Here is a 22,208-nt window from a genome sequence, read left to right on the forward strand (position 1 = left end):
CCCGACAGCCACGCATACAAGGGGAAAACGCATGCAATCGGACGTAGTGCTCAATTCCGCTCATTGGATGTACCTATTCAGCGTGGCCGCGATCATCCTGACGATGATCCTGCGGGCCAACGTGGTGGTGCCATCGGTCATCGGCACCTTCCTGGTGGTGTTCGCCATCACCGGCAACCCGGTCAGCGCGCTGATAGGCATCTTCTCGGCCAGCTTCGTGGCCGCCAAGGAGCTGTTCAATATCTTCCTGGTGATCACCTTCATGACGGCGCTTCTCAACGCGCTCAAGACGTTGCAGGCGGACGTGCGCATGGTGCAGCCGTTCCGCCGCGTGATGCGGGGCGGCCATTCCTCGTTCGCGATCATCGCCCTCTGTACTTATGTGATCTCCCTGTTCTTCTGGCCCACGCCGGCGGTGCCGCTGGTGTCCGCCATCCTGCTGCCCGCGGCCATCGCGGCCGGCCTGCCGCCCCTGGCGGGCGCCATGGCCATCGCCATCGCCGGCCAGGGCATGGCCCTGTCCTCGGACTACGTGATCGGCGTGGCGCCGAGCATCAGCGCGAAGGCGGCGGGGGCGGCGGTCAGCGCCGCGGTGGTGGCGGACCGCGCGCTGGTGCTGTCGGTGATCACCGGGGCCGTGGCGCTGGTGGCCGCCTACCTGCTGGTCCGCAAGCACATCGTGGCGGCCGATCCGGCGCTCCTGTCCGCCTGGCAGGAGCGCGGGCAGGACGGCAGCCTGGCCCGCATCGAGCAGTCCGGCTCTTTCGACAAGGCGGAACTGGCGCGTGGCACCATGGGCGCGGACCCGGCCCTGCCCCGCGAGCCGGAACTGAGCGGCGAAGAACGCCGCCGGGTGCGCTGGTCCAAGACCTTCGCCATCGTGACGCCGCTGGCGTTCCTGGGCGTGATCGCGGTGATGGTGCTGCCGCGCCTGTTCCCGTCCCTGCCCGCGCTGCGCGGCGGCGACGCGGCGGCGCTGGTGGGCGGCGTGGCCTTCGTCGTGATGATGCTGGTCACCCTGGCGGCGGAAGGGCCGCGCAAGATGCTGGACGTCTGCCCCGAACACGTCACCGACGGGTTCGTGTTCGCCTTCAAGGCCATGGGCTCGGTGCTGCCGATCGCGGGCTTCTTCTTCGTGGGCGCCAATGAAACGGCCGCGCAGATCCTGGGCGTGCCCCAGGCGCAGGCGCCGGGATTGCTGTTCGAGGTGATCTCGGCCGGGCAGCACCTGATTCCCGAAAACCATTTCCTGGTGGCGTTCGGCGTGCTGCTGGTCGGCATGATCACCGGGATCGACGGTTCGGGCTTCGCCGGCCTGCCGCTGACCGGCACCCTGTCCGGCGCCCTGGGGCCGGTGGTGGGCGTGGACCCGGCGACGCTGGCGGCGGTCGGGCAGATGGGCGCCGTCTGGACGGGCGGCGGCACGCTGATCGCCTGGTCCTCGCTGATCGCGGTGGCGGGCTTCGCGCGGGTGAACGTGCTGTCCCTGGTGCGGGCCCTGCTGCTGCCGGTGCTGCTGGCGCTGTTCATCTCGACGATCTGCGCCGTGCTGATCTGGAGTTGAGTAGGTAAGATTAAAGTATACAATGTTCAAAACAAGGTTGCCGTCCCCCCGGGGCGGCGCCTGGTTCAGCCTAAGGAAGCGCTCCCGTGGACGATCTCTCGCAGCAAACATTCCTGAACCGCATCGGCGGCAACTGGATTCCCGGCGCCGCCGGCAAAACGGCGCCCAACGTCAATCCCGCGGATACCGCCGATATCGTGGGCCGCTTCCAGGTGTCCGACGCGGCCGACGCGCGGCAGGCGGTGGAAGCGGCCGAGGCCGCCTTTCCCGGCTGGCGCGATACGCCGATCTCCAAGCGCGCCGCCATCCTGTTCCGCGCGGCCCAATACCTCGAAGACCGCGCCGGCGACATCGCCCGCGAACTGACGCGGGAGGAAGGCAAGAGCCTGGGCCTGGCCAAGGACGAAGTGCTGCGTTCCGCGCAGACCATCCGTTTCTATGCCGTGGAAGGGCAGTCCTACACCGGCGAGACCTATCCCAACGACGATCCGGACATGGTGGTCTACAGCCAGCGCGAGCCGCTGGGCGTGGTGACGGTGATCTCGCCCTGGAACTTTCCCATTTCCATTCCGGCCCGCAAGATCGCCCCGGCGCTGATATCCGGCAATACCGTGGTGTTCAAGCCGTCCTCCGACGCGCCGCTGTCGGGCTACCGCCTGGCCGAGGCCTTCATCGACGCCGGCCTGCCCGCCGGCGTGCTCAATTTCCTGACCGGGCCGGCCGGCGCGGTCGGCGAGGCCATCACCGGGGCGCGCGCGGTCCGCGCGATTTCGTTCACCGGGTCCACCGCCGCCGGCGAACAGATCCATCGGACGGCCGGGCTGACCACGCGCACGCAGATGGAACTGGGCGGGAAGAATCCGCTGATCGTGCTGGCGGACGCCGACCTGGACCGGGCCGTGGACCTCGCCGTGAAGGGCGGTTTTTCGCTCAGCGGCCAGGCCTGCACGGGCACCAGCCGGGTGCTGGTGGACAAGCGGGTGCGGCAGGACTTCACCGACAGGCTGCTGGCCCGGATGAAGGCGCTGACCATCGGCAACGGCCTGGACGGCAACTTCGACCTGGGCCCGCTGGCCACCGCCAAGCAACTGGACAGCGTGCTGGGCTACGTGGCGCTCGGCAAGCAGGAGGCCACCCATCTATACGGCGGCGACCGCCTCACCGGCGCGGGGTTCGACCGCGGCTACTTCGTGACGCCGGCGCTCTTTACCGGGGTGACGCAGCAGATGCGCATCGCTCGGGAGGAAATCTTCGGCCCGGTGATCGCGCTGATCGAGGTCGACGGCTACGAAGACGCCATCGCCAAGGCCAACGATACCGAATACGGCCTGGCCGCCGCGATCGCCACCACCGACGCGCGCTATGCGCACCGCTTCGCCCGCGACATCCAGGCGGGCACGGTGAAGATCAACCGGACCACCACCGGCAACCTGATCAACGCGCCGTTCGGCGGGCTCAAGCATTCCAGCACGTCCACGTTCCGCGAATCGGGGCGCGCGGGGCTGGAGTTCTATACCCAGATCAAGACCGTGTACCGCGCGGGCTGACGCCCGGCCGGTCCCGTCCATCGCAATCGGAAGAGGATATCGCTATGAAGCAGGTCTATCGCCTGGAACTTGAAGAAGCGCGCGTCATGGTGCGCGCCGCCATCGCCAAATCGGAAGAGATCGGCGTGCTGGAATCCATCTGCATCGTGGACGACGGCGGCTACCCCATCGCGCTGGAACGCATGGACGGGGCGCGCATCACCGGCCCGCAGATCGCCTGGAACAAGGCGTTCACCGCGGCCGGGCACAAGCGCTCCACGCATTTGTTCAATACGCCGCCCAACGGACCGGCGCTGCCCGGCAACGAAGCCTTCGGCATCCAGTGGAGCTTCGACGGCAAGTTCGCGGTGTTCGTCGGCGGCTTTCCCATCGTGGTGAACGGCGAGGTGATCGGCGGCGTGGGCCTGAGCGGCGGCAACGGCGAACAGGACACCAAGGCCGGCGTGGCGGCGCTGGCCGCGCTGGCGGCGCTCCTGGAGCCGCGCGGCATGAAGGTGCTGGTCGAGGCGGACATCAAGAAATAGGCGGGGCCGGCCATGGCATACCGAGTGCATATCCTGGAAACCGACGAGGCGTTCCACGTCGAAGAAGGCGAATCCGTGTTGCAGGCCGCCGAGCGCTCGGCGGTGAAACTGCCGCACGAGTGCACCTTCGGCGGCTGCGGCACCTGCCGCATCAAGCTGGAGTCGGGCGCCGTCGCGTACGACGAATTCCCGATGGCGCTGACGCCGGAAGAGGCGGCCGACGGCTACGCGCTGGCCTGCCAGGCCCGGCCGCTCGGCGATCTGCGCATCAGCGTGGCCAGCAGCCGGCAGTCGTTTCCGGAGCCGCGCCGCCTGCCGGCCACCATCCACCGTCTCGAACGGTTTTGCGACGACGTCATCCACCTGACCCTGGCGCTGCCCGAGCCGGGCCTGGACTACGTGCCCGGCCAGTACATGAACGTGGTGCTGCCCGACGGCGAAACGCGCAGTTTTTCCATGGCTTCCGCGCCGGCGGGCAACCTGGTGGATTTCCACGTGCGCCGCATCCCGGGAGGACGCTACACCGACCACTGGCTGGGGCAGGCGCAAGCGGGCGCCGGCGTGGAGATCGAGGCGCCGCTCGGCGTGTTCAGCTACCACGAGGAAGACTGGCGGCCGCTCATCATGATGGCCACCGGCACCGGCATCGCGCCGATCAAGGCCATCCTGGAATCGCTGCTGGACAATGAGGACTGCCCGCCGGTCACGCTGTACTGGGGCATGCGCACCGAGGCCGACCTGTACCTGCGCGACGTGATCGAGGGCTGGGCGGGGCGCCTGTACGAGTTCAATTTCGTGCCGGTGCTGTCGCGCGCGGGCGCCGGCTGGCAGGGGCGGCGAGGCCACGTGCAGCAGGCTGTCCTGGAAGACCACGAGGACCTCGCCGAGCACGCGTTCTACCTTTGCGGGGCGCCGGAGATGATCCGGCAGGCCAAGCATCTGCTGGCCGCCCGCGGCGCCAGCCTGGACCATATGTACGCCGACAGCTTCACCTTCCAGCACGCGCTGGCCGCCGCCGGCTGAGCCGGCCGGCTTCTAGCGGAACACCAGCACCGGCAGGCGAGTGTGCGCCAACACGCGCTGGGTTTCGCTGCCCAGCAGGAATCCCGTCATGCCGTGGCGGCCGTGCGAGCCCATGATGATCAGGTCGCAGCCCTGGCTCTGCGCCGTTTCGACGATCGCTTCATGGGGATGGTCGTTGACCGTGACGACGGCGTTGCAGGGAACGAGCGCGTGGCGGGCCTCCGCTTCCAGGCCGTCCAGATACGTTTGCGCGTTCTTGCGCGCCTGATCGGTGTGATGCGCCTGCGTGGTGCCCAGCATCTCGGCCTGGTAGATCAGCAGATGGTCTTCCGGGATGGCGCGGATGAGCGTGACCGTGGCTCCCATTTCCTTGGCGAAAACAAGAGCACGCTTGAAGGCCGACTCGGACAGAAGCGAACCGTCCACGGCGATGAGCAAGTGCTTGTACATGTTGCCTCTCCTTTAGGAAAAGGAATCCCGGGCAGCGGCCGATCCAGTATAGGCCCGCCGCCGGGCGCAATCCAGTCCAGCATAAGGACGAGGCGGACGCGGGTTTCAGGCTGTCCCGCGCAGCGCGTCGGCGCAAGGCGCCGGCTCCTGGAGAGGGGTGGTGGGCAGGCCGGCGCGCGGCGGCGCGCAGACCACGTTGGGAAAGAGCGCGCCGGTGCCCATCAGCGCGCCCGCCGCCATGAGCCAGCGGTGCAAGGCGCTGGCTTGCGGGTCCGGAACGGGAGGAACAGGCGGCGTCATGGAAGCGTCCTTCGGTCGGAAAGAAAGCCTCGACTCTAAGCAAGAGGCCGGACGCAGCACAAACACCGATTGGTGATTTCGATATGCGCGGCGCGGGCTTGCGCCGCATATACCGATTCCAAATATCCCCATGCGAAATCAGTTCTTCCGCGGGCCGGCGCGCCGTCTTAGGCTGCATGCTTTCCCCAACCGCAGGGCGAAACATGCCGCAAGCTTCAAGCCCCTCTACCGCCCAGGAAGACGACGAGGCGCCGCGGGTCGTCCCCGCCGCCAGGATCGAGAGCGATGCCCAGGCCATCGAGGCCGCGCGCGCGCTGGCCGTCGACTTCGCCCAGGGCGCGGCGGCGCGCGATCTGGAACGCAGCCTGCCGTGGCGCGAGATCGAACGCTATTCGGCCAGCGGGTTGGGCGGCATCACCGTGCCCCGCGAGTTCGGCGGAGCGCAGGTCTCGCACGCGACGCTGGCCGAAGTGTTCTGCATCGTCAGCGAAGCGGATCCCTCGCTGGGCCAGATTCCGCAAAATCACTTCGGCGCGCTCAACCTGCTGCGGCTGACCGGCACGCCGGCGCAGAAACGCCGCTATTACGAGGGCGTGCTGGCGGGCCGCCGGCTGGGCAACGCGGGGCCGGAACGGCATACGCGCCATGCGCGCGACATCCAGGCGCGCCTGACCCCGGACGGCGACGGCTTTCGCCTGAGCGGGCGCAAGTTCTACTCCACCGGCGCGCTGTTCGCGCACTGGATTCCCACCAAGGCGCTGGACGCGGAAGGCCGCCTGGTCACCGTGGTGCTGGAACGCGGCGCGCCGGGCCTCGCGGTCGTGGACGACTGGTCCAGCTTCGGGCAGCGCACCACCGCCAGCGGCACCGTGCTGCTGGACAATGTGCGCGTCGAGGCGGGCAGCATCCTTCCCGCATGGACCGTGCAGGACAGCCCGACGCTGCAAGGCGCCTTCGCGCAGCTAATGCAGGCGGCCATCGACGCCGGCATCGCGCAAGGCGCGCTGCGGGACGCGGTGACGTTCCTGCGCGAACGCTCGCGCCCCTGGGCGGAAGCGGGCGTCGAACGCGCGACGGACGACCCCTATGTGATCGCGGACGTCGGCCGGCTGCACATCGAACTGCATGCCGCCCGGGCCGTTCTGGACGAAGCCGCCCGCCACCTGGACGATGCCGGGCAACGTCCGCTGGACGCCGATGGCGCGGCCGCCGCGTCCATCGCGGTAGCGCGGGCCAAGGCGCTGACGACCGAGATTGCGCTGGCCGCGGGCGAAAAACTCTTCGAGCTGTCCGGCGCGCGTTCATCGCTGTCCGAGTTCAACCTGGACCGCCATTGGCGCAACGCGCGCACGCACACGCTGCACGATCCCGTGCGCTGGAAATACCACGCGGTCGGGGATTACGTGCTGAACGGCCGGCGGCCCAACCGCCATTCCTGGATCTGAATCCATGTCCCACGACAACGTCTCCTCGCTGGCCCCTCGCCGCGCCGCCATCATCGAAACCGATGCCCAGGCGCTGGAGACCGCCCGGGCGCTGGCCGCGGACTTCGTCCGCGAAGCTTCGCAGCGCGACCGCGAACGCCGCCTGCCGCTGCCGGAGCTGGAGCGCTACTCGCAGTCCGGCCTGTGGGGCATCACCGTGCCGCGGGAGCATGGCGGCGCGGGCGTGTCCCGCGCCACCCTGGCGGAGGTGACGGCGATCATCTCCCGCGCCGACGGTTCGTTGGGGCAGATCCCCCAGAACCACTACTACGCGCTGGAGGTCCTGCGCGTGAACGGCAGCGCGGACCAGCAGCGGCGCTTCTATGCCCGCGCGCTGGCGGGCGAGCGCTTCGGCAACGCGCTGGCCGAGATCGGCACCCGGACCGCGGCGGAGCGCCGCACGCGCCTGACGGTGGATCCCCAGGGAGGATGGCGCATCGACGGCAGCAAGTTCTATTGCACCGGCGCGCTCTACGCCCAATGGGTTCCCACCGCGACGGTGGGCGAAGACGGCATTCAGCGCCTGGCCTTCGTGCGGCGCGACAGCCCGGGGGTGGAAATCATCGACGACTGGTCGGGTTTCGGCCAGCGCGTGACGGGCAGCGGCACGGTGCTGTTCAAGAACGTCGCCGTGCCGGACGAAAACGTGATGGTGCTGACGGACCCGGCCGCGCCCGCCAACACCATCAAGCCGCTGGCGCAGATCATCCACGCCGCGATCGACCTGGGAATCGGGCAGGCCGCGCTGGCCGACGCCGTGGATTTCGTGCGCGAGCGCTCGCGCCCCTGGGTCGACGCCGGCGTCGAGCGCGCGTCCGACGACCCGCTCACGATCGGCGAATTCGGGCGCCTGTTCATCCGGCTGGATGCCGCGCGCGCCCTGGTCGCGCGCGCCGGCCGGATCCTGGACGCCGCCACCGCCGACGCGTCGCCGCAGAACGTGGCCGCGGCCGCCATCGCGGTGGCGGAGGCCCGGGTGCTGACGACCGAGGCCTCGCTGGCCGCGGGCAGCAAGCTCTTCGAACTCGCCGGCACGCAGTCGACGCTGGACCCTCTGAACCTGGACCGGCACTGGCGCAATGCCCGCACGCACACCTTGCACGACCCCGTGCGCTGGAAGCTGCATGCCGTGGGCAACTACTACTTGAACGACGCGGCGCCCGCGCGCGCCGGCACTACCTGAAATCCGTTGGAGCGGGCCGCGATGGCGAAGAAGCAAATCCTCCTGAACGCGTTCAACATGAATTGCGTCGGACACATCAACCACGGGTTGTGGACGCATCCGCGCGATAACTCCGTCCAGTACAAGACGCTGGATTACTGGACGGACCTCGCGCGCCTGCTGGAACGCGGCCTGTTCGACGGCCTGTTCCTGGCGGACATCGTGGGCGTGTACGACGTCTATCGGGATTCGGCCGACCTGACGCTGCGCGAGTCCATCCAGTTGCCCGTGAACGATCCCCTGTTGACGGTTTCGGCCATGGCCGCCGCCACGCGCCACCTGGGATTCGGGGTGACGGTGAACCTGACCTACGAAGCGCCTTACCTGCTGGCGCGCCGCTTCTCCACCCTGGACCACCTGACCGGCGGGCGCATCGGCTGGAACATCGTCACCGGCTATCTAGAAAGCGCGGCGCGCGCCATGGGCCTGTCCGAGCAGATCGCGCACGACGAACGCTACGACCGCGCCGACGAGTTCCTGGAAGTGGCCTACAAACTGTGGGAAGGCAGTTGGGACGAGGGCGCGGTGAAGGCCGACAGGCGCGCCCGCGTCTATGCGGACCCCGGGGCGGTCCGGCGAGTGGACCACGCCGGCAAGTACTACAGCGTCCAGGGCTATCACCTGTCCGAGCCCTCGCCGCAGCGCACGCCCGTGCTGTACCAGGCCGGCTCGTCCGGCCGCGGCCAGGCGTTCGCCGCCCGCCACGCCGAATGCGTGTTCGTGTCCAGCCAGACCAAGGAGGGCCTGCGCAAACTGGTGGCGGACATACGGGAATCGGCCGCGCGCGAAGGCCGCGACCCGCGCGACATCAAGTTTTTCATGGGCGTCACCGCGGTTGCCGGCGGAACGGAAGCCCAGGCCCGGGAAAAGCACGCCGACTATCTGCGCTACGCGAATCCCGAGGCGGGCCTGGCCCACTACGCCAGCTCCACCGGCATCGACTTTTCCCGCTATGGGCCGGACGAGCCGATCCGCTACGTGAAGAACAACGCCATCGAATCGGCGGTGAAGAGCCTGACGGTCGCCAGGACGGACCGCACGGTGCGCGATCTGCTGGCGGACATGGCGCTGGGCGGCCGCTATCCCGCGCTGGTCGGCAGCGCCGCGCAGATCGCCGACGAACTCGAATCCTGGGTGGCCGAAACGGATATCGACGGCTTCAATCTCGCCAGGACAGTGACGCCCGAATGCTACGAGGATTTCATAGAGCTGGTCATTCCGGAACTTCAGTCGCGCGGATCGTACAAGACGGCGTACGCGGACGGTCCGCTGCGGGAGAAACTGTTCGGGCGGGGCAGGGGCAGGCTGCCGGAAGCGCACGCGGGCGCCGCCCCGCGCGCGGTTCCCGCCTAGCGGATTGGCGCGCTCCGACATAAGGTCATGCCGACTAAGTATTTTTGCCGGCCGCGATGCGATGACAGAATCAACCGGTCTCTTCAATAAACCCGGAAACGATTCCATGTCCCCGTTACGCCGCTTGTTTTCCACCGCCGCGCTGGCCCTTGCATTCACCGCCGGCGCGCATGCGCAGGACAAGCCCTCTATCACCGTAGGCATATCCGTCGGCACCGCGGAGAAGATTTTCGAAGTCGTGCAGAAAGTGGCCGCCCGCGACGGCCTGCAGATCAAGCTGGTCAAGTTCAACGACTACCAGCTTCCCAACGCCGCGCTCAACGCCGGGGACCTCGACGCCAACGCGTTCCAGCACAAGCCCTTCCTGGACAACCAGATCAAGGCGCGCGGCTTCGACATCGTTCCCGTGGGCCTGACGGTGACCGCTCCCCTCGGGTTCTATTCGCGCAAGATAAAGTCCCTGGACCAACTGCCCGAGGGCGCCTCGGTGGGCATCCAGAACGATCCCTCCAACGGCAACCGGGCCCTGCGCCTGCTGGCCGCGTACAAGCTCATCACGCTCAAGCCCGAGGCCGAGCAGAAGAACAACGCGACGCCGCTGGATGTCGTGTCCAACCCGCGCAAGCTCAAGCTGGTGGCCCTGGACGCCGCGCAATTGCCGCGCTCGCTGGACGACCTGACCGCCGCGTCCATCAACAACGACTACGCCGAACAGGCGGGCCTGGTGCCGGCCCGCGATGCGATCGGGCGCGAGGCCGCCGATGGCCCGTACGCCAACCTGATCGCCGTGCGCACCAAGGACCGCGACCAGCCCTGGGTGAAGAAGCTGGTTTCGGCCTATCAATCGCCCGAGGTGCGGGCCTACATCGAGAAGGAATTCAAGGGTTCCCTCGTTCCCGCTTTCTGACCCGGCCCCTGGCGACACATCATGAGCATTCTTACCCTGGCGGGCAGCCCGGCGCCGCGTTCCCGTTCTTCCGCCCTGCTGCGCCACGCGGCGCAGATCCTGCGTTCGCGCGGACTGGGCATCAGCGAACTGGGCCTGCGCGACATTCCCGCCGAAGAACTGATCGAAGGCCATTACACCGGCGCCGCGGCGGGCGCGCTGCGGGCCAGGGTGGCGGCCGCCGATGCGGTGCTGATCTCGACTCCCGTCTACAAGGCCTCGTTTTCGGGCGGGTTGAAGGCGGTGCTGGACCTGCTGGACGAAAAGGCGCTGGCCGGCAAAGTGGTGCTGCCCATCGCCACCGGCGGCAGTCCCGCGCACCTGCTGGCGCTGGAGTACGGCCTGAAGCCCGTGCTGTCCGCGCTGGGCGCGCGCCACATCCTGGCCGGCGTCTATGCCACCGACAAGCAAGTGCGGGTGGACGAGCAGGGCCTGGCCGATATCGACGATGACGTGCGCCTGCGGCTGGAGGACTCCGTGGACCGTCTGTCCGAGCAGGTGCTGCCGCGCGGCGCCGTCGTCAACGAAGCCTATGACCTGGGCCGGCTCGCGCTTGCGGGCGGCTTCAGCGTCTGACCCCGGAGTTCGCCGATGGATGTTTTCTGGTTCATTCCCACGCATGGCGATTCGCGCTACCTGGGCACCAGCCGCGGCGCGCGCGCGGCCGGCTACGACTATTTCCGCCAGATCGCCGTGGCCGCGGACACCCTGGGCTATGACGGTGTGCTGTTGCCGACGGGCCGCTCCTGCGAGGATGCCTGGGTGGTGGCTTCCAGCCTGATCGGCGCGACGCGCCGGCTGAAGTTCCTGGTGGCCATCCGGCCCGGCGTCAGTTCGCCGCAAGTCTCCGCCCGCATGGCCGCCACCTTCGACCGCCTGTCGGAGGGCCGCCTGCTGGTCAACGTGGTGACGGGCGGCGACCCGGGCGAACTGGAAGGCGACGGCGTCTTCGTCAGCCATGACGAACGCTACGCCATCACGGCCGACTACCTGAAGATCTGGCGCGGCATCCTGGAAAACAGCCATCGGGCCGAAGGCTACAGCTTTGAAGGCGAGCAACTGGTTTCCAAGGGCGGAAAGGTGATCTATCCGCCGGTGCAGAAACCCTACCCGCCGCTGTATTTCGGCGGTTCGTCGGAAGCGGCCCACGACCTGGCCGCCGAACAACTGGACGTGTACCTGACCTGGGGCGAGCCGCCCGACGCCGTGGCCCGCAAGATCGCCGACGTGCGCGAGCGCGCGGCGCGCCATGGCCGCAGCGTGCGTTTCGGCATCCGCCTGCACGTCATCGTGCGCGAGACTGAACAGGCGGCCTGGGCCGCCGCGGAAGACCTCATCAGCCATCTGAGCGAGGACGCCGTGAGCGCCGCGCAGGCGGCGTTCGCCAAGATGGACTCCGAGGGGCAGCGCCGCATGGCCGCGCTGCATGGCGGCAAGCTCGGCGACGGCAAGGGCGGCCGTTCCCACCTGGAGATATCGCCGAATCTGTGGGCGGGCGTGGGACTGGTGCGCGGCGGCGCGGGCACCGCGCTGGTGGGCGATCCGAAGACCGTGGCCGAGCGCATCCAGGAATACGCGGACCTGGGCATCGACACCTTCATTTTCTCGGGTTATCCGCATCTGGAAGAGTCGTACCGCTTCGCCGAGCTGGTGTTCCCGCTACTGCCCGGCAAGGACGCGCGCAAGGCGGGCAGCACCGTGCTGACCGGCCCCTTCGGCGAGGTCATGGCGACCGAACTGGTGCCCAGGGAGTCGGCAAGCTGATGGATCGCTCCGGCAATCCCGGCCGTCCGCGGGCGCGATTCGCGTCCTGGTTCGCGCCCGTCCTCCTCCTGGCCGCGTGGCAATGGGCCGCGCAGGCGGGCTGGCTGCCGCCCCGCATTCTTCCGGCCCCGTCCGCCGTCGCGTCCGCGGCCGGATCGCTGGCGGTGTCGGGCGAGCTTTGGCCGCCGGTGCGCGACAGTCTGCTGCGCGCGCTCGCCGGCCTGCTCCTGGGCGGCGCGGCAGGCCTGGTTCTGGGCACGCTGAACGGCGCCTGGCGCCGGGCGGGCGCCTGGCTGGACGGCATCCTGCAGGCGGCCCGCGCGGTCCCCGTGCTGGCGCTCGCCCCGCTGGTCCTGTCGTGGTTTGGCGCGGAGGATGCCGCCGGATTGACGCTGCTGTCGCTGGGCGCGTTCTTCCCCCTCTATTTCCAGGCTTTCCGCGGCGTCCGTTCGGTGGATCCCGCGCTGGTCGAGATGGGCCGGTCCTGCGGATTGGCCGGATGGCGCCTGTATCGCGACGTGGTCCTGCCGGGCGCGCTGCCGTCGATCCTGACGGGCTTGCGGCAGGCGCTGGGCCTGGTCTGGCTGGTGCTCATCGCGTTCGAGGTCTTCCTGGCGCCGTCCGGCATCGGCCGCCTGATGGCGCAGGCCGGCGGCCTGCCGCAAGCCGATGTGTTGCTGGTGGGCGTCCTGCTCTACGCCGCGCTGGGCTGGGCGGCCGATAGGCTGGCCGTTGCGCTGGAGCGCCGCCTGTTGCGGTGGAGCCCGGCCCGGTGGCGGCCTGAACGCGCTTTAGGAATGAACTGATGGCCAAGATCCCTTCTGCTCAAGAAGCGCGCCCGGCGGCCGATGCCGGGGCCGCGCCCGCGCGCGCGGCCGACGCCGCCGGCGCGCTGGAAACGCTGGCGGCGCAGTTGGCCGCCACCGCCGTCGAACGCGACCGTCTGGGCGGCCACGCCGCCGCCGAGCGCGAACTGATCCGCGCCAGCGGCCTGCTGCGGCTGTCGGTGCCGACCGCCTACGGCGGCGCGGGCGCCAACTGGTCGACGGTACTGGCGGCGGTGCGCAGGCTGGCCGAAGCCGACAGCGCCCTGGCGCACGTGTTTGGTTTCCATCACCTGCAGATCGCGGGCGTGCTGCTGTACGGCACCCCCGATCAGCATGCCTATTTTCTTCAGCCCACCGTCGAGCGCAAGCTGTTCTGGGGCAACGCGCTCAATCCGCTGGACCGCCGCGTCGTCGCGCGCGCCGAGCTGGACGGCTACCGGATCGACGGCGTGAAGAGTTTCAGTTCCGGCTCGGTCGGCTCGGACCTGCTGACCTTCTCCGCCTGGCACAAGCCGTCGGGCACGGCGCTCATCGCCGCGCTGCCGACGGGGACGGAGGGCATCACCGTCAACCCCGACTGGGATGCCTTCGGCCAGCGCCAGACGGACAGCGGCACGGTGCGTTTCGACCACGTGCGCCTGGAATCCGTGCACGTGCTGCAGGCGCCGGGCGCCGAGCCCACCGCGCGCGCCACGCTGCGCTCGCAGGTGGCGCAGTTGATCATGACCAATCTCTACCTGGGCATCGCCCGCGGCGCGCTCCAGGAAGCGCGGCGCTATGTGCGCGAGGACGCCCGGCCCTGGTTCGCGGCCGGCGTGCAGCGGCATGCCGACGACCCCTACGTGCAGGAACGCTTCGGCGAATTCTGGCTGCGCGTGCAGGCCGCGCAGGCGCTGGCCGACCTGGCGGGGCTGAAGCTCGACGCGGCGCTGGCGCGCGGCCCGTCCGTCACCGCCGGCGAGCGCGGCGAGGTGGCCGTGGCCGGCGCGCAGGCCAAGGTGCTGGCGCATCGCGCGGCGCTGGAGGTGGGATCGGAATTGTTCGACGTGACCGGCGCCAGTTCCACCGCTTCCCGCCATGGCTACGACCGCTACTGGCGCAACGCCCGGGTGCACACGCTGCACGATCCCGTCGCCTACAAGATCCGCGACCTGGGCCGCTATGCGCTCCTGGACCAGCTTCCCGAAGCCACCGCTTATTCCTGACGGACCGTTCAATGACCGAAGTTTCCAATTTTCCCGACGTCTCCGTCGTGCCGCAGCCCGTGATCAGGCTGGACGAAGTGAGCAAGTCGTTCGGCACGCGGGCCGGCCGGTTCGACGCCGTGCGCAGTGTTTCCCTGTCGATCCGGGCCGGCGATACCTTCGGCATCATCGGCAAGAGCGGCGCGGGGAAATCCACGCTGCTGCGCCTGATCAACCTGCTGGAACGTCCGGACGAAGGCGCCGTGCACGTGGCCGGCACCGAACTGACCGCGCTGTCCAAGCGCGACCTGCGCGCCGCGCGCCAGAACATCGGCATGATCTTCCAGCAGTTCAACCTGCTGCAGAACGAAACCGTGTTCGAGAACGTGGCGTTTCCGCTGCGCGTGCACGGCGGGCGCAACGACGGGCAGATCGCGGCGCGCGTGCGCGAATGCCTGGAGATCGTGGGGCTGACGGACAAGGCCGCCAGTTATCCCGCCCAGTTGTCCGGCGGACAGAAGCAGCGGGTGGCGATCGCGCGCGCGCTGGCCAGCGAGCCCGCGGTGCTGTTGTGCGACGAGCCCACCTCGGCGCTGGATCCGGAAACCACGCGTTCGGTGCTGAGCGTGCTGCGCGACATCAACAAGCGGCTGGGCGTCACCATCGTGATCGTGACGCACGAACTGGCCGTGGTGCGGGCGCTGTGCCGCCACGTGGCGGTGATGGAGAACGGCCGGGTGCTGGAACAGGCCGAGATCTCCGGCGCCAACGTGCATCTGTCGTCGGCGCTGGGCCGAGAGCTGATCCGTGAAGCCACCCATCCCTATGAAGAGGTCGCGTGATGCTGGAAACCTTTGTGCAGTTGCTGCCCGAACTGGGCGTGGCGGTCGGACAGACCTTCCTGATGCTGGCCATCGCGCTGGCGGCGTCCATCCTGCTGGGCGGCCCGCTGGGCGTGCTGGTGTTCCTCACCGGACCCGGCCAGTCGCTGGACCGGCCCGTCGCGCACCGGCTCCTGAGCTGGACGGTGAATACCGTGCGCTCCTTCCCCTTCATCATCCTGCTGGTGGCGCTGGTGCCGTTCACGCGGGTCATCGCCGGCACGTCCATCGGCCCGGTGGCGGCCGCGGTGCCGCTGTCGTTCGCGGCCATTCCCTACTTCGCCCGGCTGGTCGAGCAGTGCCTGCGCGAAGTGCCGCGCGGCGTGATCGAAGCCGCCCACGCCGCCGGGGCGTCGGAACTACAGATTGTGCGCCGCGTGCTGCTGGTGGAGGCGCGTTCCGGCCTGGTGCTGGCGCTGACCGTGCTGGCCGTCAGCTTCCTGTCGTATTCGGCGGTGGCCGGCGTGGTGGGCGGCGGCGGCATCGGCGATCTGGCCATCCGCTATGGCTATTACCGCTTCCAGACCGACGTGATGGTGCTGACCGTGGCGCTGCTCGTCATCCTGGTGCAGATTCTCCAGTTCGCCGGCAATACCGTCGCGCGACGCATCGACAAACGCTGAATCCAAAGGACCGACATGTCTTTCACCCGCAATATCCTGAGCGCGGCGCTGGCCGTGCTGGCGCTGTCGGGCGCGGCCCACGCCGCCGATCCCGCCAAGAAGGAAATCGTCTTCGGCGCGACCGCCGGCCCCTACAGCGACCAGATCAAGCTCGGCATCAAGCCGATCCTGGAAAAGCAGGGCTATACCGTCAAGATCGTCGAGTTCAACGACTACGTGCAGCCGAACTTCGCGCTGGCGCAGGGCGCGCTGGACGCCAACGCGTTCCAGCACGTCGTCTATCTCCAGAACTTCGCGGCCAAGAACAAACTGGAACTGTCGGAACTGGTGAAGGTGCCCACGGCGCCCATCGCCATCTACAGCAAGAAGTACAAGAGCGTCGACGCCGCGCCGGACGGCGTGAGCGTGGCCGTGCCCAACGATCCGACCAACCAGGCGCGCGCACTCGTCGTGCTGCAGGAACTGGGCTGGGTGAAACTGCGCGAAGGCTACGACCCCTTGCAGGTGTCCGAGAAGGACGTGGCCGTGAACCTGAAGAAGATCAAGCTGATTCCGCTGGAAGCTGCGCAACTGCCCCGCTCGCTCGAGGACACGGACTATTCGTTCGTCAACGGCAACTTCGCGCTGGCCTCGGGCCTGAAGCTGACCGAGGCGCTGGCGCTGGAGAAGACCACGCCCACCTACCAGAATCTGGTGGCGGTGCGGACGGCGGACCGCGACAAGCCCTTTGTGAAGGACATCGCGGCGGCGTACGGGTCCCGCGAATTCCTGGAAGTGACCGAGAAGTCCTTCGCGGGCTTCGTCAAGACGGACTATCAGCAGAAGCTGGAGGCGGCCCGCTAGGGCTGCCCGCGACTGCCGGCGCGGAGGCCGCGGCCATGTTCATCAATCCCAACGAGTTCGAACTGTTGCAGCATCTGGACGTTCCGGGGCGGACCGGGCCGGACGCGGAGGCCGCCGGGGACCCCGAGCCCAGGCGCGCCTTGCGCGTGACCTTGCGCAAGCTGGCCAAGCGCCACGGCGGCCGTGTCGTCCTGCGGGAGCTGGACCTGGACATCGCGGCGGGCGAGTTCGTGGCCGTGGTGGGACGCGGCGGAAGCGGCAAGAGCACCCTGCTGCGCCTGCTGGCCGGCCTGGAATCCCCCAGCGGCGAGCAGGGCGGCGCGCCGGCGCGTTCGCCGGTGCTGTTCGACAACTTTCCCCAGTGGGCGTCCGACAGCCGCGTGCGCCTGCTGCTGGCGGACGCGCGCTTGCTGCCATGGAAGCGCGTGCTGCAGAACGTGGCCTTGGGCCTGCCCGAGCGGACGCGCGCCGCCGCCGCGCTGCGGCAGGTGGGGCTGGGCGACCGCGGCGGCGACTGGCCCGCGCAGTTGTCCAAGGAGCAATGCCAGCGCGTCGCGCTGGCGCGGGCGTTGGCGCGCCGGCCGGGCCTCTTGCTGCTGGACGAACCGCTGGCCGGCCTGGACGCGCTGACGCGGATCGAGACGCAGCGGATCGTCGAGGACATCTGGCGGCAGGAGGGCTTCACGGCCGTGCTGGCGACCCACGACGCCGCGGAGGCCGCGGCGCTGGCGGACCGCATTCTCGTCCTGGACGAGGGCGGCGTGGTGTTCGACGAGCGCGTGGTGCTGGAACGGCCCCGGGCGCGCGGTTCGGCGGCGTTCGCCGCCCTGGAGGCGCGCGTGCTGCGCGCGGCGCTCGGGCAGGAATCTTCACCGGATGCGGACAGGCCGTTGGCGCCGGTCATCCAGATCCGGCATCTGAGGCTCGCGGTCTGACGCCGCGCAGGCCGTTATTCACACGTAGGCGCCAAGGCGGCGCCGCCCTTTTCCTTTCAGGAGCAGAACCATGAGCATTCAATCCATCAACGCCCGCAACCAGTTCCGCGGCAAGATCAAGGAGATCATCCTGGGGCCGGTGGTGTCCGAGGTGGACGTCGAGACGCCCGCCGGCATCGTCACGTCCGTGATCACCACGCGTTCCGTGAAGGAGCTGGATCTGCAGATAGGCACCGAGGTGCTGGCGTTCGTCAAGGCCACCGAGGTTTCCGTCGCCAAACTGTAATGCTGGAGCCCGCCTTCGGCGGCGCTTCCCCTGCGCCGCCGTTAGGCATATATTGATCTCCGCGATATCCGGCAGGTTCCTCCTGGTTTGTGGCGTCATGCTTTGCGATTCACGGAGAACGGAAAATGCGTCGACTGCAACGGTGGTTCATCGGCTGGTTATGCCTGGGGCTGGCGGCCTGCCTGCCCGCGGTGGCGCAGACCAAGCTGGACAACGCGCAACTGGATCAACTGATGGCGCCCGTGGCGCTGTATCCGGACTCGCTGCTGTCCCAGGTACTCATGGCGGCAACCTACCCCGACGACGTGGCGGCGGCCGCCAAGTGGTCGGCGGCGCATGCCTCGGAATCCGGCGACGCGGCCGTCAAGGCGGTCGAAGGCGAATCCTGGGACCCCAGCGTCAAGTCCCTGGTGGCCTTTCCCTCGGTCATGGACATGATGGGCCGGCAGCCGGACTGGGTGAAATCCCTGGGCGACGCGTTCCTGGCGCAACCCGATGCGGTCATGGATTCGGCCCAGCGGCTGCGCGTCCAGGCCCAGAACGCGGGCAACCTGAAAAGCACGTCCCAGCAGAAGGTCACCTCCAGCACCACCAATGACAAGACGGTGGTGGTGATCCAGCCGGCCGATCCGCAGGTGGTCTACGTGCCCAGCTACAACCCTAGCGTGGTCTACGGCACCTGGGCCTATCCGTCCTACCCTCCTTATTACTACCCGCCGCCTCCGGGTTCGGTGTTCGCCACCTCGCTGGTGGCCGGCATCGGTTTCGGCCTGGGCGTCGCCGCCGTCAACTCCATGTGGGGCGGTTTCGACTGGGGGCACAACGACGTCGACATCGACGTCAACCGGTACAACAACATCAACGTCAACCAGCGCATAGACCGGACCAACGTCAACAACAACAAGGTTGCCTGGCAGCACAACGCCGCCAACCGCGGCAATACGCCGTATGCCGACCAGGCCAGCCGCCAGCGCTTCGACGGCCAGCGCCAGGCCGGCCTGCAGAACCGGCCGCAGCAGCAGCCTGGCCAGACGGGCCGGACGCCCGCTCCCGGTTCCCGCGACGCCGCCCGCGAACGCGCGGCCCAGTCCTTCGAAGGCCGCACCGGGCAAGCCATTCCCGGCCATGCCCAGCCGGGCGCCGGACGGGGCCAGGGCGCGGCCGGCAGGGAGCAAGCCGGCGGCGCGGGCCGCGGGCAAGGCCAGGCGCACCAGGCGGGGCAGGGCACGCGCGAACGGCCCCAGGGCGGCGCGCAGGCGCAGCGCGACCGGGCTTCCAGCGTGTCGACGCAAGACCGGCAGGCCGCGGCCCAGCGCCAGCGCGCCGACGAATCGGCCGCGCGCAACCGGGCCCGCGCCTCCAACAGCACCAGTGCGCTGAGCGACGCCGGCAACGGCGAACGCATGCGGCAGCAGAGCCATCGCGGCGAGGTGAGCCGCGGCGGCGAGGGCGGCGTCCAGCGCGGCGGCGGGGGGCACATGGGCGGGGGACGCGGCGGTGGTGGCGGTGGCGGTGGCGGACATTTCGGCGGCCGGAGATAAGCACCATGGAAAACAGCGTTTTCATGACTTTTGCCCGTTTGCGCGCGCTGGGCGCCGCGTCGGCCCTGGCGCTCGGACTGTCGGTTCCCGCCGCGGCGCAAAGCCTGTACCCGAGCCCCCAGGCCGCGGCGGACGCCTTCGTCGACGCCTTGGCCTCCGGCGACCTCGACGGGCTGGCCAAGGTGCTGGGGCCGAATCACCATCGGATCGTGCCGGGCGGCGTGGCGCAGGACGACATCTACCGTTTCCTGGCGGCATGGTCCCGCAAGCACGACATCGTGGCCGACGGCGGCCGCTCCTGGCTGGCGGTCGGCGATTCGGGCTGGACCCTGCCGGTGCCCCTGGTGCGCGCCGGGCACGGCTGGCGCTTCGATCCGGCGGCTGGCACGGCCGAAATCCGCCGCCGCGCGATCGGCCGCAACGAACTGACCGCCATCGAAACCCTGCGCCAGTTGCAGGCGGCGCAGGCCCGCTACCGGGACGGCGTGGGCCAGGGGCGCTACGCGGCCCGCCTGGTCAGCCGCCCGGGCGAGCGGGACGGCCTGTACTGGCCGGAGCTGCCGGGCTCGCCGCCGCAGGCCTTCGGACCGGATGCCCTGGCGATGGGGCCTGACGTGCCGCCGGACGATGCCTATTTCGGATACCGCTACAAGGTGATTTCCGGCGGCCAAGACAATTCGTACCGCATCGTCGCCTGGCCGGTCCGTTACGGGCAGACGGGCATCGGATCCTTCGTCGTGGGGCCCGAGGGCGGCGTCCTGGAGGCCGATCTGGGACCCTCGTCCGCGGCGCGCGCGGCGGCGCTGCGCGAGCGCGATATCGGGGCCGGAAACTGGGTCGACGCGGCCGCGCAACCCCTTGGCGCCAAATGATTTTTCCGGCGCCGGAGGCGGGATCGGCGCACGCCTGTTGCTGGGTCGCAACAGGCGTGTGCGTTTGTCGCGAAACCCGCGTTTGACGCGCTTTTGTCAGGTCGCCGTGCCTACAATGGCGAGCGTCGGGACCTTGCCCGATTTTCCCTTGCCGGACCTAGAAATTGAACCCCATGCATTTTGTCCGCTACGCCCTGTTCGGCGTAGGGATGGCGCTTAGCGCAGCGGCGGCATCTGCCCCGATTTTCGTCCTGAATTCCCTGGACGCCAACGTCAGCATCATCGATCCGGCCACCTACAAGGAACTGCGGCGCGTGCCCACCGGCAAGGAACCGCACCACCTGTATCTCACCCCCGACGAGAAGTCGCTCATGGTGGCCAACGCCACGGGCGACACGATCACGCTGATGGACCCCAAGACCGGCGAGGTGCAGCGCACCCTGACCGGCATCGTCGATCCCTACCAGTTGCAGTTCTCGCCGGACATGAAGTGGTTCGTGACCGCGGCCAACCGCCTGGACCATATCGACATCTACGCGTGGAAGCCGCTGGAAAAGGGGTTCGACCTGACGCTGGTCAAGCGCATCCCGGCGGGCAAGACGCCCAGCCACATCATGATCGACAAGAAGAGCACGACGGCCTACGTGACTCTGCAGGACAGCGACGAGCTGATCGCCATCGACCTGGCCACGCAGACGCCGAAGTGGACGGTGCCGGTGGGCAAGACGCCCGCCGACGTGTTCCTGACGCCCGACCAGAAGACGCTGCTGATCGCCCTGACGGGCGATTCCTACGTCGAGGCCTATGACGTCAGCAACGGCCCGGCCAAGCTGGTGGCGCGCATCAAGACGGCCGCCGGCGCGCATGCCTTCCGCGCCCAGGGCGACCACCGCCATCTGTTCGTCAGCAACCGCACGGCCAACTCCATCAGCCGCATCGACCTGCAGACGCTTGCCGTCACCGACACCTTCCCGGTGCCCGGCGGCCCCGACTGTATGGACGTGCTGGCCGACGGCAAGACGCTGCTCGTCACTTCCCGCTGGGCGCGCAAGCTCACCGTGGTGGACCTGGAGCAGAAGAAGGTCGTCAATCAGGTGCCGGTAGGCAAGTCGCCCCACGGCGTCTGGACCTTGAACCATGCCCCTACAAGGTAAGGGGAAGAGCCCCCACGCCGCGCACGCTATGCGTGCTTGCTGCCCCCCGAGGGGGCGCTTTTTGCCTTGGGGCGGCCCGGCGGCAAAAAGGGCCTCCATGCTGCGCAAGTTTGCTGTGGTGGCGGTTCTGGCCCTGGCCGCGCCGGCATTCGGCGCCGCCGGACAGGCCACCTGCGACAAGCCCGTCTACCTGACGTTCGACACCGGACACATGGGCGTGGCGCCGCTGGTGGCCGAGGTGCTGGCCCGCCACCGCGTCAAGGCCACGTTCTTCCTGGCCAACGAGCGCACGCTGACCGGCGGCTCCAGCCTGGACGACGTGTGGGCGCCGTGGTGGAAGGCGCGCGCGGCGGAAGGCCACGTCTTCGGGTCGCACACGTACGACCATGTCTATTGGCAGGGCGACCTGCCCGGCGGCAAGTTCCGGGTCAAGCCCAGCGCCGGCCCGGACACGGGCAAGCGCGCCGAATGGACCGCGGCGCAGTATTGCGCCGAGATCAAGCGCTCCGCCACGCGCTTTCGCCAGATGACCGGCCAGGAGATGCTCCCGCTGTACCGCGCGCCGGGCGGCAAGACCTCGCCCGCGCTGCTGCAGGCCGCCAAGGCCTGCGGGTTCGAGCACGTGGGCTGGGCGCCGGCCGGCTTCCTGGGCGATGAGCTGCCCAGCGACAAATACCCCAACGCCCGCCTGCTGGACCAGGCGCTGCGCGCCATCAAGCCCGGCGACATCCTGCTGGCCCACCTGGGCATCTGGTCGCGCCAGGATCCCTGGGCGCCGGCCGTGCTGGAGCCGCTGATTGAAGGTTTGCAGCGCAAGGGCTATTGTTTCGCTACCCTGAACACGCATCCGTCCTACCGCGGCTGGATCGCCACTCATCACTGACC

23 protein-coding genes are annotated in these 22,208 nt (G+C 68.9%); 21 read left to right on the top strand and 2 right to left on the bottom strand.

Annotated features, from left to right (window positions below; all coding sequences use genetic code 11):
• Positions 1-31: 31 nt before the first annotated feature.
• The 4 genes from WHX56_RS06415 to WHX56_RS06430 all read left to right on the top strand — a co-directional run bounded on the left by WHX56_RS06415 (position 32) and on the right by WHX56_RS06430 (position 4,658).
• Entirely contained in the window at positions 32-1,564 is a 1,533-nt protein-coding gene (locus tag WHX56_RS06415; RefSeq protein ID WP_129241393.1) for a hypothetical protein, read from the top strand.
• An 86-nt stretch (positions 1,565-1,650) separates the two neighbouring features.
• On the top strand, positions 1,651-3,111 hold the full coding sequence (locus WHX56_RS06420) for an aldehyde dehydrogenase family protein (protein ID WP_129241394.1): 1,461 nt from the start codon (positions 1,651-1,653) through the stop codon (positions 3,109-3,111).
• 44 nt (positions 3,112-3,155) lie between these two features.
• Complete coding sequence (locus WHX56_RS06425) at positions 3,156-3,635, top strand: GlcG/HbpS family heme-binding protein (protein WP_129241395.1); 480 nt, start codon at positions 3,156-3,158, stop codon at positions 3,633-3,635.
• A 12-nt stretch (positions 3,636-3,647) separates the two neighbouring features.
• Positions 3,648-4,658, top strand: a complete 1,011-nt coding sequence (locus WHX56_RS06430) for a 2Fe-2S iron-sulfur cluster-binding protein (protein ID WP_338880781.1) — start codon at positions 3,648-3,650, stop codon at positions 4,656-4,658.
• Between the two features lie 12 nt (positions 4,659-4,670).
• On the opposite strand, the gene WHX56_RS06435 is transcribed toward WHX56_RS06430, so the two are convergent.
• Positions 4,671-5,108: a universal stress protein gene (locus WHX56_RS06435; RefSeq protein ID WP_129241397.1), complete on the bottom strand. Its 438-nt coding sequence runs from the start codon at positions 5,106-5,108 to the stop codon at positions 4,671-4,673.
• 105 nt (positions 5,109-5,213) lie between these two features.
• Complete coding sequence (locus WHX56_RS06440; RefSeq protein ID WP_338880782.1) at positions 5,214-5,408, bottom strand: hypothetical protein; 195 nt, start codon at positions 5,406-5,408, stop codon at positions 5,214-5,216.
• Between the two features lie 203 nt (positions 5,409-5,611).
• Here WHX56_RS06440 and WHX56_RS06445 point away from each other — a divergent pair, with 203 nt between their 5' ends.
• The 17 genes from WHX56_RS06445 to WHX56_RS06525 all read left to right on the top strand — a co-directional run bounded on the left by WHX56_RS06445 (position 5,612) and on the right by WHX56_RS06525 (position 22,206).
• Positions 5,612-6,853 carry an SfnB family sulfur acquisition oxidoreductase gene (locus tag WHX56_RS06445; protein ID WP_338880783.1) on the top strand — a complete coding sequence of 414 codons (1,242 nt, stop codon included), beginning with the start codon at positions 5,612-5,614 and terminating at the stop codon, positions 6,851-6,853.
• 4 nt (positions 6,854-6,857) lie between these two features.
• On the top strand, positions 6,858-8,075 hold the full coding sequence (locus tag WHX56_RS06450) for an SfnB family sulfur acquisition oxidoreductase (protein ID WP_338880784.1): 1,218 nt from the start codon (positions 6,858-6,860) through the stop codon (positions 8,073-8,075).
• A gap of 21 nt (positions 8,076-8,096) precedes the next feature.
• Positions 8,097-9,467, top strand: coding sequence for an LLM class flavin-dependent oxidoreductase (locus tag WHX56_RS06455; RefSeq protein WP_338880785.1), 1,371 nt, complete (start codon positions 8,097-8,099; stop codon positions 9,465-9,467).
• 106 nt (positions 9,468-9,573) lie between these two features.
• Positions 9,574-10,374 carry a MetQ/NlpA family ABC transporter substrate-binding protein gene (locus WHX56_RS06460; RefSeq protein ID WP_129241402.1) on the top strand — a complete coding sequence of 267 codons (801 nt, stop codon included), beginning with the start codon at positions 9,574-9,576 and terminating at the stop codon, positions 10,372-10,374.
• A 21-nt stretch (positions 10,375-10,395) separates the two neighbouring features.
• On the top strand, positions 10,396-10,989 hold the full coding sequence (ssuE, locus tag WHX56_RS06465) for an NADPH-dependent FMN reductase (RefSeq protein ID WP_129241403.1): 594 nt from the start codon (positions 10,396-10,398) through the stop codon (positions 10,987-10,989).
• A 15-nt stretch (positions 10,990-11,004) separates the two neighbouring features.
• Entirely contained in the window at positions 11,005-12,177 is a 1,173-nt protein-coding gene (ssuD, locus tag WHX56_RS06470; protein ID WP_338880786.1) for an FMNH2-dependent alkanesulfonate monooxygenase, read from the top strand.
• Entirely contained in the window at positions 12,177-12,983 is an 807-nt protein-coding gene (locus WHX56_RS06475) for an ABC transporter permease subunit (RefSeq protein ID WP_338880787.1), read from the top strand. The genes ssuD and WHX56_RS06475 overlap by 1 nt, the downstream gene beginning before the upstream one ends.
• Positions 12,983-14,209, top strand: a complete 1,227-nt coding sequence (locus WHX56_RS06480) for an acyl-CoA dehydrogenase family protein (RefSeq protein ID WP_338880788.1) — start codon at positions 12,983-12,985, stop codon at positions 14,207-14,209. Before WHX56_RS06475 ends, WHX56_RS06480 begins: the two co-directional genes overlap by 1 nt.
• Positions 14,210-14,220: 11 nt before the next feature.
• On the top strand, positions 14,221-15,030 hold the full coding sequence (locus WHX56_RS06485) for a methionine ABC transporter ATP-binding protein (RefSeq protein ID WP_338880789.1): 810 nt from the start codon (positions 14,221-14,223) through the stop codon (positions 15,028-15,030).
• Positions 15,030-15,692, top strand: a complete 663-nt coding sequence (locus WHX56_RS06490; RefSeq protein WP_129241408.1) for a methionine ABC transporter permease — start codon at positions 15,030-15,032, stop codon at positions 15,690-15,692. Before WHX56_RS06485 ends, WHX56_RS06490 begins: the two co-directional genes overlap by 1 nt.
• Positions 15,693-15,707: 15 nt before the next feature.
• Complete coding sequence (locus WHX56_RS06495; RefSeq protein WP_287754223.1) at positions 15,708-16,535, top strand: MetQ/NlpA family ABC transporter substrate-binding protein; 828 nt, start codon at positions 15,708-15,710, stop codon at positions 16,533-16,535.
• A gap of 35 nt (positions 16,536-16,570) precedes the next feature.
• Complete coding sequence (locus tag WHX56_RS06500; RefSeq protein ID WP_338880790.1) at positions 16,571-17,470, top strand: ATP-binding cassette domain-containing protein; 900 nt, start codon at positions 16,571-16,573, stop codon at positions 17,468-17,470.
• Between the two features lie 70 nt (positions 17,471-17,540).
• Positions 17,541-17,756 (top strand): TOBE domain-containing protein, encoded by a 216-nt coding sequence (locus tag WHX56_RS06505; protein ID WP_129241411.1) that lies wholly within the window; start codon positions 17,541-17,543, stop codon positions 17,754-17,756.
• 125 nt (positions 17,757-17,881) lie between these two features.
• The gene (locus tag WHX56_RS06510; RefSeq protein ID WP_338880791.1) at positions 17,882-19,297 is read left to right on the top strand and encodes a DUF3300 domain-containing protein; all 1,416 of its coding nucleotides are present in this window, start codon (positions 17,882-17,884) and stop codon (positions 19,295-19,297) included.
• 5 nt (positions 19,298-19,302) lie between these two features.
• Entirely contained in the window at positions 19,303-20,169 is an 867-nt protein-coding gene (locus tag WHX56_RS06515; protein ID WP_338880792.1) for a DUF2950 family protein, read from the top strand.
• 173 nt (positions 20,170-20,342) lie between these two features.
• Entirely contained in the window at positions 20,343-21,323 is a 981-nt protein-coding gene (locus tag WHX56_RS06520; protein ID WP_165360181.1) for a YncE family protein, read from the top strand.
• Between the two features lie 97 nt (positions 21,324-21,420).
• Positions 21,421-22,206, top strand: coding sequence for a polysaccharide deacetylase family protein (locus tag WHX56_RS06525; RefSeq protein WP_338880793.1), 786 nt, complete (start codon positions 21,421-21,423; stop codon positions 22,204-22,206).
• The last annotated feature ends 2 nt before the right edge of the window (positions 22,207-22,208 follow it).

Source organism: Achromobacter veterisilvae (genome assembly GCF_037619525.1).
Classification (GTDB): Bacteria; Pseudomonadota; Gammaproteobacteria; order Burkholderiales; family Burkholderiaceae_B; genus Achromobacter; species Achromobacter veterisilvae.

Excerpts from the sequence above, each read along its gene's own strand:
- WHX56_RS06430 (WP_338880781.1), top strand. The coding sequence starts at position 3,648 with ATGGCATACCGAGTGCATATCCTGGAAACCGACGAGGCGTTCCACGTC.
- WHX56_RS06510 (WP_338880791.1), top strand. The coding sequence starts at position 17,882 with ATGCGTCGACTGCAACGGTGGTTCATCGGCTGGTTATGCCTGGGGCTG.
- WHX56_RS06455 (WP_338880785.1), top strand. The coding sequence starts at position 8,097 with ATGGCGAAGAAGCAAATCCTCCTGAACGCGTTCAACATGAATTGCGTC.
- ssuD (WP_338880786.1), top strand. The coding sequence starts at position 11,005 with ATGGATGTTTTCTGGTTCATTCCCACGCATGGCGATTCGCGCTACCTG.
- WHX56_RS06500 (WP_338880790.1), top strand. The coding sequence starts at position 16,571 with ATGTTCATCAATCCCAACGAGTTCGAACTGTTGCAGCATCTGGACGTT.
- WHX56_RS06485 (WP_338880789.1), top strand. The coding sequence starts at position 14,221 with ATGACCGAAGTTTCCAATTTTCCCGACGTCTCCGTCGTGCCGCAGCCC.
- WHX56_RS06475 (WP_338880787.1), top strand. The coding sequence starts at position 12,177 with ATGGATCGCTCCGGCAATCCCGGCCGTCCGCGGGCGCGATTCGCGTCC.
- WHX56_RS06525 (WP_338880793.1), top strand. The coding sequence starts at position 21,421 with ATGCTGCGCAAGTTTGCTGTGGTGGCGGTTCTGGCCCTGGCCGCGCCG.
- WHX56_RS06435 (WP_129241397.1), bottom strand. The coding sequence starts at position 5,108 with ATGTACAAGCACTTGCTCATCGCCGTGGACGGTTCGCTTCTGTCCGAG.
- WHX56_RS06445 (WP_338880783.1), top strand. The coding sequence starts at position 5,612 with ATGCCGCAAGCTTCAAGCCCCTCTACCGCCCAGGAAGACGACGAGGCG.
- WHX56_RS06520 (WP_165360181.1), top strand. The coding sequence starts at position 20,343 with ATGCATTTTGTCCGCTACGCCCTGTTCGGCGTAGGGATGGCGCTTAGC.
- WHX56_RS06460 (WP_129241402.1), top strand. The coding sequence starts at position 9,574 with ATGTCCCCGTTACGCCGCTTGTTTTCCACCGCCGCGCTGGCCCTTGCA.
- WHX56_RS06495 (WP_287754223.1), top strand. The coding sequence starts at position 15,708 with ATGTCTTTCACCCGCAATATCCTGAGCGCGGCGCTGGCCGTGCTGGCG.
- WHX56_RS06505 (WP_129241411.1), top strand. The coding sequence starts at position 17,541 with ATGAGCATTCAATCCATCAACGCCCGCAACCAGTTCCGCGGCAAGATC.
- WHX56_RS06425 (WP_129241395.1), top strand. The coding sequence starts at position 3,156 with ATGAAGCAGGTCTATCGCCTGGAACTTGAAGAAGCGCGCGTCATGGTG.
- WHX56_RS06490 (WP_129241408.1), top strand. The coding sequence starts at position 15,030 with ATGCTGGAAACCTTTGTGCAGTTGCTGCCCGAACTGGGCGTGGCGGTC.
- WHX56_RS06440 (WP_338880782.1), bottom strand. The coding sequence starts at position 5,408 with ATGACGCCGCCTGTTCCTCCCGTTCCGGACCCGCAAGCCAGCGCCTTG.
- WHX56_RS06415 (WP_129241393.1), top strand. The coding sequence starts at position 32 with ATGCAATCGGACGTAGTGCTCAATTCCGCTCATTGGATGTACCTATTC.
- WHX56_RS06515 (WP_338880792.1), top strand. The coding sequence starts at position 19,303 with ATGGAAAACAGCGTTTTCATGACTTTTGCCCGTTTGCGCGCGCTGGGC.
- WHX56_RS06480 (WP_338880788.1), top strand. The coding sequence starts at position 12,983 with ATGGCCAAGATCCCTTCTGCTCAAGAAGCGCGCCCGGCGGCCGATGCC.
- ssuE (WP_129241403.1), top strand. The coding sequence starts at position 10,396 with ATGAGCATTCTTACCCTGGCGGGCAGCCCGGCGCCGCGTTCCCGTTCT.
- WHX56_RS06450 (WP_338880784.1), top strand. The coding sequence starts at position 6,858 with ATGTCCCACGACAACGTCTCCTCGCTGGCCCCTCGCCGCGCCGCCATC.